This window comes from Neobacillus niacini (assembly GCF_030817595.1).
In the GTDB taxonomy this organism is placed as follows: Bacteria; Bacillota; Bacilli; order Bacillales; family Cytobacillaceae; genus Neobacillus; species Neobacillus niacini_G.
In genome coordinates this window covers 3,618,947-3,631,440 of sequence record NZ_JAUSZN010000001.1, presented here as the reverse complement: position 1 = coordinate 3,631,440, position 12,494 = coordinate 3,618,947, and the positions used below count along the sequence as shown (strand labels likewise).

Genomic DNA, 12,494 nt, shown 5'->3' with positions numbered 1-12,494 from the left:
AATAGATACATTGTTTCAGCTGCCCCGTAAGTCGTTACGGTTGAAAAACTAATTTACCTGGGGCAGCACTCCGTTTTTAATCAAAAAAATGACTGGAGTCAGAGTGCGATGAAAAAAATGGTAGATTCATATAACGAAATAGAGACGATATCTGATCGGGTGGAAACATTACTGGCAAAAATGACCTTAAAGGAAAAGGCAGGCCAGGTGAACCAGAGGATGTATGGCTGGGAGGCTTTTAGAAAAACGGAAACGGGGTATGAATTGACGGGAAAATTTAAAGAACATGTCCGTTTCGGCGATGGAATCGGGGTTCTTTATGGCCTGTTTCGTTCAGACCCATGGTCAGGGATTCACCATGAAAATGGTATTCCTGAAAACGAAAGTGCAGAAGTTGCCAATATGATTCAACAATATATAAGGGACCATACCAGATTAGGGATTCCCGTACTGCTTTCAGAAGAATGTTCTCACGGTCATCAGGGGCTGGACAGCCTGATTACTCCCGTTAATTTAGGAGTGGGAGCCACTTGGAACCCGGATTTACATGAAGATCTGATGTCTGCTGTTGCGGGGCAAGTACGGGCAAAAGGAGCTCATTTGGCACTCGTATCGACACTTGACATCCTGCGCGACCCTAGATGGGGGAGATCAGAGGAATGCTTCAGTGAGGATCCTTATCTTGCTGCCCGGTTAACCGAAGCCGTTATAAAAGGGATGCAGGGCGAAGCAAGCGATTTCATTCCAGAAGGTAAAATGATTGCGGTATTAAAACATTTTGCTGCACAAGGAAATGGAACAGGGGGCCATAATGCTGCTCCAGCCTCGATAGGTGAAAGAGAACTAAGGGAAATTCATCTGCCGCCGATGATCTCAGCTATTAAATCAGGAGCCATTGCTTGTATGGCGGCCTATAATGAAATTGACGGAATCCCATGCCATGCCAATGGCTATCTTCTCAATCAAATTCTACGAGAGGAGCTAGGGTTTAAGGGGGCTGTTATGGCAGATGGCTGCGCTCTAGACCTTTTGGTCCATTTAACTCAAAGCCAGGAAAAGGCTGCAGCATTAGCGCTTGAAAGCGGAGTAGATATAAGCCTCTGGGATAATGTGTATACCAGATTGGAAAAGGCGGTTGAGGAAGGTTTTGTTCGTGAAGAAAAGCTTAATGAGGCGGTAAGAAGGGTTTTGACGCTTAAGTTCAAAATGAGATTGTTTGATCATCCTTTTGTAGAAGCCAAATCTTCCCAAAATAAGGAGCCAAGAGACAAAATCAATCTAGAATCTGCCCGGCAATCAATCGTATTGTTAAAAAATGAAGGAATTCTCCCGTTAAATAAGGATACTAAAAAAATTTCTGTCATTGGTCCAAATGCCGATGCCATCTATAATCAGCTTGGCGATTATACGCCGTTCCAACATGAGGACAAAGTCATTACGGTTCTTCAGGGGATCACCACTCTAGCAGGGGAGGCAGAAGTTGCTTATGAAAAAGGCTGCGGTATTCGTTCCCTTGATACGGAAGGAATCGAGAAGGCCGTTCGACTCGCTGGCAGTTCCGATGTGGCGATCGTGGTTTTAGGGGGTTCAAGTGCAAGGAATTTCGACACCCAATTTGACCTAAACGGAGCTGTAGTCCATACATCTGGGGAAGAGGAAATGGATTGCGGTGAAAATGTGGACGTAGCTGACTTAGAGTTGGGTGGTCATCAGCTGCAATTGCTACAGGAAATCATGAAAACCGGAACACCAACCGTTGTGGTCCTGATACAGGGACGACCCCATGCCATTCCATGGATAGCAGAACATGCTCCGGCAATCTTAAGTGCTTGGTATCCCGGCCAAATGGGCGGACAGGCCATTGCAGAGGTGTTATTTGGACATGTCAATCCAAGTGGGAAACTACCTGTTTCGATCCCAAGGTCTTCCATGCAGCTCCCTGTTTTTTATAATCACAAGGAGGGGGGATTTAAGAAAGACTATTTTGATATGTCTGGAAAGGCATTATTCCCATTTGGATTTGGACTTTCTTATACTGAGTTCAAATATGAAAACCTTCGATTCTCCGATCAAACAATCCAATCGGACAAACTGTTAGCAGGTGAAAAGTTCAAAATAATCGTTGATGTCACGAATAGCGGGGATCACGATGGCTTCGATGTTATTCAGCTCTACGTAAAAGGAAAGTGCTCTAGTATAACAAGAAGAGTGAAGGAACTAAAAGGATTCAAGAAGGTATGGATTGCTGCCGGAGAAACCAAAGAAGTGATATTGGAATTAGCGGCGGAAGAATTACAAGTATTTAGCAGCCAAAATAAATACGAGCTTGAGAAGGGATATTTTGAAATAGAAGTTGGAAATCCTGTCAACTATTTAAAAGCCATTCTGGAGATTGGCTAGGTTCTAAAAAAGTGAGGAGTGTTTAAGATGGATATTAGTCAAGCTTTTACGTCAAGAAGTTTAAGCTCGTTAACGAAGGTGTTTCCGGATGTCGAGTTAACTGAAAAACCTGTCAATTCAGGCTCAGCCTTGTTACAGGAAACTTATTCCTTCCAGGTTGCCTACAAAGGCAACCAATTAATGAAACATATTCGAGTAAGGGTATCCTCGGATATGAACGAAAATATTACCGTCCGGTCTGCTGGGTTAGTTCCTTCAGAGCTGCCAACGTATCCCGACCATGATGATATCATACTAAGATCAACACCTGGACTTTATCCTGATCCGCTTTATCCGATTGATGAGATAGAAGGAGTTACTGTGTTTCCAGGCCAATGGCGTTCTATTTGGGTTACCGTAAACGTTGATGAAGCTGCAGTTTTTGGTATCCATGATATTAAGATAGTATTTGAAACGGACAATGGTGATGTTCTTGGAGAGGAGATTTATGAACTAGAGATTATTCCCGCGAAACTCCCTGAGCAAACATTGATTCATACGCAGTGGTTCCATACTGACTGTATTGCCACACATTACGATGTGGAAGTCTTCAGTGAAGAACATTGGGAACTGATTGGCCAATTCGTTAAAACGGCAGTAAATCATGGCATCAACATGATTCTAACTCCATTATTTACGCCTCCTTTAGATACCGAGGTGGGCGGTGAACGTCCAACCGTTCAGCTTGTTGAAGTAGAAAAGTCAGGGCAGCACTACCGCTTCAACTTTGAAAAACTCAAGAGGTGGATCGAGCTTTGTAGAAATCAGGGCGTCGAGTATTTTGAATTCTCACACCTGTTTACACAGTGGGGGGCAAAGCATGCTCCGAAAATAATGGGCAATGATCATGGCGAGTATAAACGATTGTTTGGCTGGGAGACGGATGCCGCGGGCGAAGTGTATCGTCAATTCCTTGGACAATTCTTACCGGAGCTGGTCAAGTTTATTCGACAGCATCAGTTGGAACATCAAAGTTATTTCCATGTATCAGATGAACCGAATCTGAGAGATTTAGAGTCTTATCAAAAAGCAAGTGAACTCATTCAGCAGTATTTAAATGAATTTCCAATCATTGACGCCCTTTCAGATTATCAATTTTATGAAAAGGGAATCGTGAAAAACCCAATTCCTGCGAATAATTACATTGAACCCTTTTTGGAACATGGAGTGAAAAATCTCTGGACTTATTATTGCTGCGGGCAATACAAAAAGGTTTCTAATCGTTTCTTCTCGATGCCATCCTTTCGCAACCGTGTACATGGGATACAATTGTATAAGTATAATTTAGCGGGCTTTCTTCATTGGGGATATAACTTTTGGTACTCGCAATTTTCAAAAAAGCCGATTGACCCATTTAAAAATACGGATGCCAATTATTCATTTCCTTCCGGAGATGCGTTCGTAGTCTATCCAGGAGAAAACGGTCCGATTGAGTCGATTAGACTTGAGGTTTTATATGAAGCCCTTCAAGACGTAAGGGCATTGTGTTTGCTAGAAGGCTATATTGGTAGAGACAATGTAATTGAGCTATTGGAGGAAAAACTGGAGCAGGAAATTACTTTTAATGAATACCCGCTGGATGCTGATTGGTATGTTCAGAAAAGAGAGCAGATCAACAGAGAAATCAAAAAATGGGCTTGCTCAAAAGTGTAGTAATGAGAATGGAATTCGAAAATAGTAGAGAATCTATGTCTCATGAGAATAAAACTTGTTGTTGTGCGAGCAGACCAAAGTTACCTGAACATGAGGGTAAACAAATCTATAATGCAAAAATAAAGAGTGATAAACCTGTGACTAATGGAATGATTTATCTCTCTGGTGGTGAATTTTTAATGGGAACGGATAGCAATGAAGGCTTTCCTAAAGACGGTGAAGGTCCTGTTAGAAATGTAAAGGTTAATCCGTTCTATATTGATCCGTGTACCGTTTCGAATTCAGAGTTTATGGAATTTGTCTCTGATACGGGCTACAAAACAGAAGCCGAACTATTTGGATGGTCTTTTGTGTTTAACGGTTTTGTTTCAGAAGAAGTCGCAAAAACGGTGACGGAAGTGGTTCAGAATGCCCCCTGGTGGTGGGCAGTTAAAGGGGCGTTTTGGAAAAAACCTGAAGGCCCTGATTCAGATATTAAAGATCGAATGGATCATCCAGTTGTCCATGTATCCTGGAATGATGCTATGGCCTATTGCAACTGGTCTGGAAAGCGGTTACTAACCGAGGCGGAATGGGAATATGCTGCCCGTGGTGGTCTAGTCCAAAAAAGGTATCCTTGGGGGGACCGGTTGACTCCTGGTGGTGAACATATGTGTAACATTTGGCAAGGAACATTTCCAACTAAAAATACGGGTAAGGATGGGTATTTAGGTACTGCTCCAGCAAAGTCCTTTCCTGCCAATGACTATGGTCTGTACAATGTTTCCGGAAATGTTTGGGAATGGTGTTCGGATTGGTTCTGCCCGACCTATCATAAGGAGGGTACCAGTGAAAATCCGAAAGGACCAGCAAATGGTAACACAAGAGTAACACGTGGTGGGTCACATCTATGTCATAAATCTTATTGTAATCGCTATCGTGTGGCTGCTCGCAGTTCTAATACGCCTGATAGTTCAACAGGAAATATTGGGTTTCGTTGTGCAACGGATGCATGAATTTAAAACATTTTAGGGGAAAGAGGTTTTCGCAATGAGAATGCTTATATTAGATTTAGATTCATTACGACCTGATCATTTGGGATGTTATGGATATAGTCGTAACACGTCACCAAATATTGATAAAATCGCCAATGAGGGTGTTCGGTTTACAAATTACTATACTTCCGATGCCCCATGCTTTCCTTCACGGAGTGCGTTAATGACAGGGCGTACCGGTATTCACACTGGTGCGGTTGGGCATGGGGGAACAGCGGGATACGTTCGACAGGAAGGGGCAAGTCGTTCGTTCAATGATCGTCATACCACTGAAAATTTTCCAGCTTTCATGCGATCAGCAGGGTTTAAAACAGCACTCGTAAGTCCATTTCCTGAAAGACATTCGGCTTGGACTTTCTATGCTGGATTCAATGAAATGCATAATACAGGAAGTAGCGGAATGGAATCAGCTGAAGAAGTGACTCCAACTGTTTTAAAGTGGGTAGAGGACAATGCCAAAAAGGATAATTGGATGTTGTATGTGAATTATTGGGACCCACATACACCGTACCGAGCTCCAAAAGATTTTGGCAATCCATTTGAAAATGAACCTCTTCCCGATTGGATTACGCCAGATGTACTAGAGCGTCATAAGAAAAAAGTTGGACCTCACAGTGCACAGGAATTGAATATGTATGATAATCAAACATCACCAAAATATCCTCGTTATCCAGGGGGAATTTCAGATTATAGTGATTTACGCCAAGTGATCGATGGATATGATTGCGGTGTACGTCACATGGATGAAAACATTGGTCAAATATTCAAAGCTTTACTTAAACAAGGCGTCATGGATGACCTCATTGTGATTATTACAGCTGACCATGGGGAAAACCTTGGAGAACTTGGTATATATAGTGAACATGGGACGGCTGACAATGCTACATGCCGGATTCCTATGATTATCCGTTGGCCAGGAAGAAACCAGGGGCATGTCGATCATGGCTTACATTACCATCTCGATTTATTACCAACTCTTGCGGAACTATTTGGAAAAGATCCAATAACAAGCTGGGATGGATCAAGCTATGCTCCAGTATTAACAGAAGGCCAAGAGTGCGGCAGAGACTATTTGGTCATTTCTCAATGTGCTCATGTGTGTCAACGAAGTGTTCGTTTTGACAATTGGTTATACATTCGTACCTATCATGACGGGTTCCATTTGTTTGATGATGAAATGTTATTTGATCTTGAAAATGATCCTTATGAACAACATAACTTGGCAAGGTTAAAGCCAGATGTTTGTAAAGAGGCAGTATATCTTCTTAACAAATGGCATGACGATATGATGAAATCGATGGATTTTGATGTAGATCCTCTATGGACTGTTATAAAGGAAGGTGGCCCATACCACGCGCAAGCAAAGGATCTAAAGAAGTATGTAAAACGTTTGGAAGAAACAGGACGTGGTTGGGCAATTCCAGAACTTCAATGGAGACACCCACGAGCATTTCAAGATTCACCTTCCGATTTAGATACTGTTTTTAAAAGAACATCTGAACAATTTAAAATTTAATCTTCTCTGTTTTATGAAAGGGTGCATGAGCAATCTTGCGCCCTATATGCAATGATTTCAACTTACTTTATAAAATATTTAGAATTGACAGTAAATATCAATTATGTTAATGTTGTGTTATCGGTAACCCAATAATATCATAAAGCTTGAATGGAAGGAGCGAGCACTATTTAGATGAAGTGGGAGTATTTATTTACAAATGAAGAAGAGAAAATTTCAAGGTTAGGTGGAGAAGGGTGGGAGCTTGTTACAGTTATCCAGCACATCACCGGCTTAACGTTTTATTTAAAACGACCTGTACGAAGTTTTGTGGACCGCCTTACACGGGAACAGAAGGAAGAAGTTTATAAACAGAATTTTGGGCAAGAAGAATCAAGAAAAACACCATTATTGTAAAGGCAGGACGAAAAATATGAAGAAAAAGGGCATCCTTCATCCAGAACTTGCACATTTAGCTACAAGCCTTGGGCATACTGATTATCTCGTCATAGCAGATAAAGGTTACCCAATCCCCAATCATGTTACAAGAATAAATCTCGGATATACAAATAACCAACCGACAGTCCTACAGGTACTTGAACCATTAGTAGAGGAAATATCGATTGATCGAATCATCGTTACGCAAGAGATGGAAGATATTAGTCCTGATAGATTAGAAGAATTAAAGAACCGTTACCCTCATATTCTTTTTGAGAAAATAAGCCACCATGAAATGAAAGAGCTGACAAACTATGCAAAAGGCGCGGTAAAAACAGGCGATGCCTGTCCTTATGCAAATTTAATCATTGTTTCAGGATAACAAGGAGTCGAAGTTAGTGCTATCCAAATAAAAACATAGGAGGCAAGGGAGATGGCAACCATACATAAGGTTCTACCGACTGAGAAACAGCTTGCTTTTCAAGACTGGGAATTCGGGTTATTTTTACATTTTGGCTTAAGGACATTTTATGAGGGATATGTTGATTTTGATGAAAGAACGATGTCACCTTCCAAATTTAATCCAACGAATTTAGATTGTGAACAATGGATTAGAACTGCCAAAGAAGCCGGAATGAAATATGCGGTGCTCACGGCGAAACATCATGATGGCTTTTCTAACTGGCCATCAGACTATACAAGTTTTTCCGTTGCAGAGTCAGAGTGGAAGGACGGCAAAGGCGACGTCATTCGGGAATTCGTCGATGCCTGCCGTAAGTATGGAATCAAACCAGGTTTATACTATTCTCCATATGACGGATCCGTCGATTTTTACACTAGAGACGCGAAGGCGTACGATGATTACTTTGTGAATCAAATCACTGAACTGTTAAGCAATTATGGGGAAATCGATATTCTTTGGCTGGATGGCTGCGGTTCTGAGGGACATGAATACGACTGGCCGCGCATTATCGGAGAAGTCCGGCGATTGCAGCCCAATATCCTCCTGAACATGGGTGATCCTGACTTTCGCTGGGTTGGCAATGAGGATGGAGTTGCACCTGTGCCAAGCTGGAATGTTGTGGCTGCAACGGAATTCTCAATCCTTACAGAGGAGAAAAATCAATTGGGGGAACCGCGCTGGCTGTCGGCAGAGGCAGACGTGCAAATGCGAACCAATTGGTTTTATAGTGATAATGATGAACACACAATAAAAAGTATCGAAGAATTAATGGGACTTTATTATCATTCTGTTGGCCGCGGTGTCAATTTACTGCTGAATATTGGGCCGAACCGAGATGGTGTTTTGCCGCGGAAGGATACGGAGCAGCTGCTTGCAATGGGGATGGAAATCCGCCGCCGCTTTGATCATCCAATTGGTACCTTTAATCAATGTAAGAATGAGGATAAAAAGTGGATTTACAAGCCTGAAGAGCCTCAAATACTTGATCATGTAGTCATCAGGGAAGATTTGAGTAAAGGAGAAAACGCCTTACAATTTAAAATCAGCATCATCACGGCCAAATCCCATCGGCTTTTAACCATATATGAAGGTAAAAATATTGGCCATAAGGCAATTATCCGGTTTCCAGCAGTGAAAGCACGCGGGGTTATCCTTGAAATTACGGAAAGTGACGGAACTCCTGTCATTAAGGACATGTCGTTCTATAAATGTTGGTGAATAGATTAGATTAATAGGTAAGTATTTATAGATAAACAGGTAGAACTCGAAAGGAGTTCTACCTGTTTATCTAACATTAACACCATAGATAGGTTTTTCCCATTGGTTTGTCCATCAAGGTAAGGGGAGAATGCCGAATTCCTTATAAGGAAGTGAGATTATTGAAAGAGAGATACATTAGAGGGAAAGAGACTGACATTAAAGTTATGACTTTTAATATTCATCATGGAGGAACAGAACCCATTTTGGATTTGAAAAGAATTGCAGACATTATTAAAACATCGGGTGCTGATATCATTGGTCTGCAAGAAGTAGATAATCATTTTTCCGAGCGCAGTAATTTCGAAGATCAAGCGAAATGGTTGGCAAATTACTTAGGAATGCATTATGCATATGGTGTAAATCTTGACTATGATCCTATACACGAAGGAGAGCACCGAAGCCAATACGGAACGACCGTTTTAAGCAAATATCCTATCCTTTCTGCCGAAAATCATCTACTCACTACTATTCCATATCCAGAAAACCCTACAGAGCAGCGCGGTCTTTTGGAAACGGTGATTAACGTGAGAGGAAATCATGTTCACTTTTACAATACGCATCTTGACGATCAAAGAGCCGAACAGAGGGAACTACAAATAAAAGAGATACATGACCTTGCAAACCAAAAAGAAGGAACCAGCATCTTTGTAGGAGACTTCAATGCAACTCCTGAAAGTCCAGAAATACTAAAGATGACTGCACAATATAAAGATGTGTTTGCTGAACTTGGTCAAAATAATGAATTTACCTTTCCGGCAGATAAACCAGATAGTCGTATCGATTATATTTTCATTTCTGAAGATGTCAAAATTTGTATTGGGGAAGTTATAAACACTAATGTATCTGATCATTTGCCAATTACTGCAGAGTTAGTACTGAAAAAAATGTCATTTTAATCAATAGGGTAGGCGATAATTAATCCCTCAAAATGATGAAAACTACGACACTTACAATTTAATAGATATTCGCTTAAAAAGATCTTAAAGTTGTCAAATCCTATTCTACCCCATAAAGACAAGATAAAAAAGGTTCTGTTATGAGAGCATCGATTATAAGGAAATTCTGAATTATTTTTCAATAAATTATTGTAAACGTTTACTACCCAAGCTTTAATTTTAAAATATTAAGTTAAAAGCAATTTTGGTCAAAAAAACACTTTTATTATTAATTGTGATGTTAATAATTAGATTTAATTTTTTATCGATGATTCTGTAAAAAACAGAGGAGATAAGAAAATTTTTATATTAAATTTTCCAAAGGAGTTGAGGTACTTAATTTATAAGTTAGTTTAATTTCCAGAGATACAAGTCGAAAAATGAGGATTAGGATTAAACTTAAAATGCTGGATTCAAAAATTTCACCTATCGAGGGGGAGAAGAAATGAAAACAAAGATTGCCTTAATATTGATGGTTATTTTCAGTATGATACTGGCAGCTTGTAGTGGTGCTAGTGAATCATCAAGCAAAGAAGATGGAAAAGTGGAAATAAGACTATTAACCCGGATGGCTGGTACAACGAAGCAGGTGGAAATTTATAAGGATATTATTGAAGAATTTAAGAAAAAAAATCCTGATGTTGTTATTGTAGATGAATCTCAAGGGGATGAATCCGCATTTAATAATAAATTAAAAACAGACCTTGCCTCTGGAACGCTGCCTAATATCTTCAGAATCCAAGGGGTTGCTAATCTTGGAGAGTATATTGAAAGCGGTCTATTGATGGATATGGATCCCATTCTTAAAGAGGATCCTAGCTGGGGAGAAGGTTTTACCGAAGGAGCTCTTAAGTACTACCAAGTTCAGGGCTATGAAGGTACTTATGGAATACCAATGGAATCAGGTCTAATTGGGGTTTATTATAACGAAGAAGTATTTAAAAAAGCTGGTATTGATAAGTTTCCAGAAACTTGGAAGGAATTGTTAACTGCAATTGAAAAACTTAAGGACATTGATGTAACACCGATTGCCCTTGGCGCAAAGTCGACTTATATGGCAGGACATTTACATGATCAAATTTTTTATAAATGGGCAGGAACCGAAGCTGCAAAAAAACTTGGATCTAGAGAATTAAAGTGGACTGATAAGGAAGTAGTTGAAACACTTCAGTTTGTCAAAGATTTAAATGATATGGAGGCCTTTGGTAAAGATGCTGCAGGTCTTAACGATGAAATAGTGTTAACAAATTTCCTTGAAGGAAAAGCTGGAATGATCATTACAGGACCATGGAATATTGGAAACTTTACTGATTCAGACAAAACAAAATTTACTGAATCTATTAAAGTAGCAAAATTCCCTTATTTTGAAGAAAAAACTGAATTTAAAAACGAAGACATGCAAGTGTTAAGTCCGTACATGGTTAATGGAAAATTAAAAGGCAAAGAAAAAGAATATACGATTGAACTACTTAAAATGCTGACTTCCAGTGAGGCTGCAAAGAGATTTGCTGAGGAATCACAGTTCCTTATTCCAAGAAGTGATATTGAAATTGATGAATCTAAAGTTTCAAAAATATTCTTGAAAAATATTGAACTTGGTTCTACTTCAACAGGAATCGCTGTCGATGTGTTTGACTTTGATCCGCTGCCATCCATGCAAGATCGAACAAGAAATTCAATCGTTAGTATGTTCATCAATGCGACACCTAAGCAGGCAGCTGAGGAAATTCAAAAGGAAATCGATGACTCCAAATAATCAATTTACTTAGAAAAAAGGAATAGAGCCTTTCGTATTGCCGATTCATTTTACGGAGGCTCTATACTGTAGATTACATAGTATTCCCTATAACTACTAGGATAAGAGAGATGGAATTTTTGAAAGGAGGGGAATCGATGAATGTAAAAACAAAGAAGGAAAAATCAAAGGTTCTTCTATTTACTTTACCGGCTTTAGTCATTTATGTCTTTTTTCTTATAGTTCCAATGGTCGGTGCCATTTATTTTTCTATTGTTGATTGGAATGGGATTAAGGGTTCACCATTGGAATATGTAGGGCTGAAAAATTATTTAGATGTTCTTGTAGATAAGGACTTTATCATTTCATTAAAAAACATGTTTAGTATGGTGTTTTTTAGTGTTCTGTTCCATACTCCGATCGCTTTACTATTAGCGGTGGCAATTAATACAAAATTTAAGGGTTATCGTTTTTTTAAAGTTGTATACTTTGTTCCGACCATCTTCCCTTTAACAGCAATTGGATTACTTTGGTATTTTATTTTTATGCCAAATGGTTCATTAAATAAATTATTAGAACTCATCGGATTAGCAGATATGGCCAAAGGATGGTTAATCGACCCTTCCACAGCCATGAATACGATAATTTTTGTCAATATTTGGGCTGGAATTGGTTATTATATGGTTATTTTGTTAGCCGGACTAACAACGATTCCTAGTGAAATTTATGAGGCAGCAGAAATGGATGGGGCATCGCCGGCGAAAAAGTTCTTTCACATAACCGTTCCGATGTTAAAACCAATTATAACTCTCTGTATTTTAATGGATATTATCGGGACAGTAAAAGTTTTTGATTTAATTTTTGTTATGACAGAAGGCGGCCCGAATGGCTTAACCAACCTTCCAACAACATTAATGTACTACGAAGCGTTTAGATATGACAATTATGGGGTTGGCAGTGCAATCGGAGTTATCATTCTTATCATTGCATTAGTGCTGACTGTCGGAAGTGAATTACTCATGAATCGAAAAAAGGAATAGAA

Annotated in this window: 10 protein-coding genes; all 10 read left to right on the top strand. The window is 39.7% G+C overall.

Annotation, left to right across the window (positions count from 1 at the left end):
* The first annotated feature begins 117 nt into the window (after positions 1–117).
* The 10 genes from QFZ31_RS17295 to QFZ31_RS17250 all read left to right on the top strand — a co-directional run bounded on the left by QFZ31_RS17295 (position 118) and on the right by QFZ31_RS17250 (position 12,492).
* A complete protein-coding gene (locus QFZ31_RS17295; protein WP_307311633.1) occupies positions 118–2,400 on the top strand; it encodes a glycoside hydrolase family 3 N-terminal domain-containing protein in 2,283 nt (760 codons plus the stop codon).
* 27 nt (positions 2,401–2,427) lie between these two features.
* A complete protein-coding gene (locus QFZ31_RS17290) occupies positions 2,428–4,092 on the top strand; it encodes a DUF4091 domain-containing protein (RefSeq protein WP_307304985.1) in 1,665 nt (554 codons plus the stop codon).
* A gap of 8 nt (positions 4,093–4,100) precedes the next feature.
* A complete protein-coding gene (locus QFZ31_RS17285; RefSeq protein ID WP_307304983.1) occupies positions 4,101–5,087 on the top strand; it encodes a formylglycine-generating enzyme family protein in 987 nt (328 codons plus the stop codon).
* A gap of 34 nt (positions 5,088–5,121) precedes the next feature.
* Positions 5,122–6,642, top strand: a complete 1,521-nt coding sequence (locus QFZ31_RS17280; protein ID WP_307304980.1) for a sulfatase — start codon at positions 5,122–5,124, stop codon at positions 6,640–6,642.
* Between the two features lie 174 nt (positions 6,643–6,816).
* The gene (locus QFZ31_RS17275) at positions 6,817–7,038 is read left to right on the top strand and encodes a hypothetical protein (protein WP_307304978.1); all 222 of its coding nucleotides are present in this window, start codon (positions 6,817–6,819) and stop codon (positions 7,036–7,038) included.
* Positions 7,039–7,054: 16 nt separating this feature from the next.
* Positions 7,055–7,441, top strand: a complete 387-nt coding sequence (gene rbsD, locus QFZ31_RS17270) for a D-ribose pyranase (protein WP_307304974.1) — start codon at positions 7,055–7,057, stop codon at positions 7,439–7,441.
* Positions 7,442–7,492: 51 nt separating this feature from the next.
* On the top strand, positions 7,493–8,740 hold the full coding sequence (locus QFZ31_RS17265) for an alpha-L-fucosidase (protein WP_307304971.1): 1,248 nt from the start codon (positions 7,493–7,495) through the stop codon (positions 8,738–8,740).
* Positions 8,741–8,901: 161 nt separating this feature from the next.
* Positions 8,902–9,678, top strand: coding sequence for an endonuclease/exonuclease/phosphatase family protein (locus tag QFZ31_RS17260; RefSeq protein ID WP_307304969.1), 777 nt, complete (start codon positions 8,902–8,904; stop codon positions 9,676–9,678).
* Between the two features lie 484 nt (positions 9,679–10,162).
* Positions 10,163–11,473, top strand: coding sequence for an ABC transporter substrate-binding protein (locus QFZ31_RS17255; protein ID WP_307304967.1), 1,311 nt, complete (start codon positions 10,163–10,165; stop codon positions 11,471–11,473).
* 137 nt (positions 11,474–11,610) lie between these two features.
* Complete coding sequence (locus tag QFZ31_RS17250) at positions 11,611–12,492, top strand: carbohydrate ABC transporter permease (protein ID WP_307304964.1); 882 nt, start codon at positions 11,611–11,613, stop codon at positions 12,490–12,492.
* Positions 12,493–12,494: the final 2 nt, after the last annotated feature.

What these genes read in the sequence shown, in the direction of transcription:
- QFZ31_RS17295 (WP_307311633.1), top strand. Translation starts at nt 118, where the DNA reads ATGGTAGATTCATATAACGAAATAGAGACGATATCTGATCGGGTGGAA.
- QFZ31_RS17290 (WP_307304985.1), top strand. Translation starts at nt 2,428, where the DNA reads ATGGATATTAGTCAAGCTTTTACGTCAAGAAGTTTAAGCTCGTTAACG.
- QFZ31_RS17285 (WP_307304983.1), top strand. Translation starts at nt 4,101, where the DNA reads ATGGAATTCGAAAATAGTAGAGAATCTATGTCTCATGAGAATAAAACT.
- QFZ31_RS17280 (WP_307304980.1), top strand. Translation starts at nt 5,122, where the DNA reads ATGAGAATGCTTATATTAGATTTAGATTCATTACGACCTGATCATTTG.
- QFZ31_RS17275 (WP_307304978.1), top strand. Translation starts at nt 6,817, where the DNA reads ATGAAGTGGGAGTATTTATTTACAAATGAAGAAGAGAAAATTTCAAGG.
- rbsD (WP_307304974.1), top strand. Translation starts at nt 7,055, where the DNA reads ATGAAGAAAAAGGGCATCCTTCATCCAGAACTTGCACATTTAGCTACA.
- QFZ31_RS17265 (WP_307304971.1), top strand. Translation starts at nt 7,493, where the DNA reads ATGGCAACCATACATAAGGTTCTACCGACTGAGAAACAGCTTGCTTTT.
- QFZ31_RS17255 (WP_307304967.1), top strand. Translation starts at nt 10,163, where the DNA reads ATGAAAACAAAGATTGCCTTAATATTGATGGTTATTTTCAGTATGATA.
- QFZ31_RS17250 (WP_307304964.1), top strand. Translation starts at nt 11,611, where the DNA reads ATGAATGTAAAAACAAAGAAGGAAAAATCAAAGGTTCTTCTATTTACT.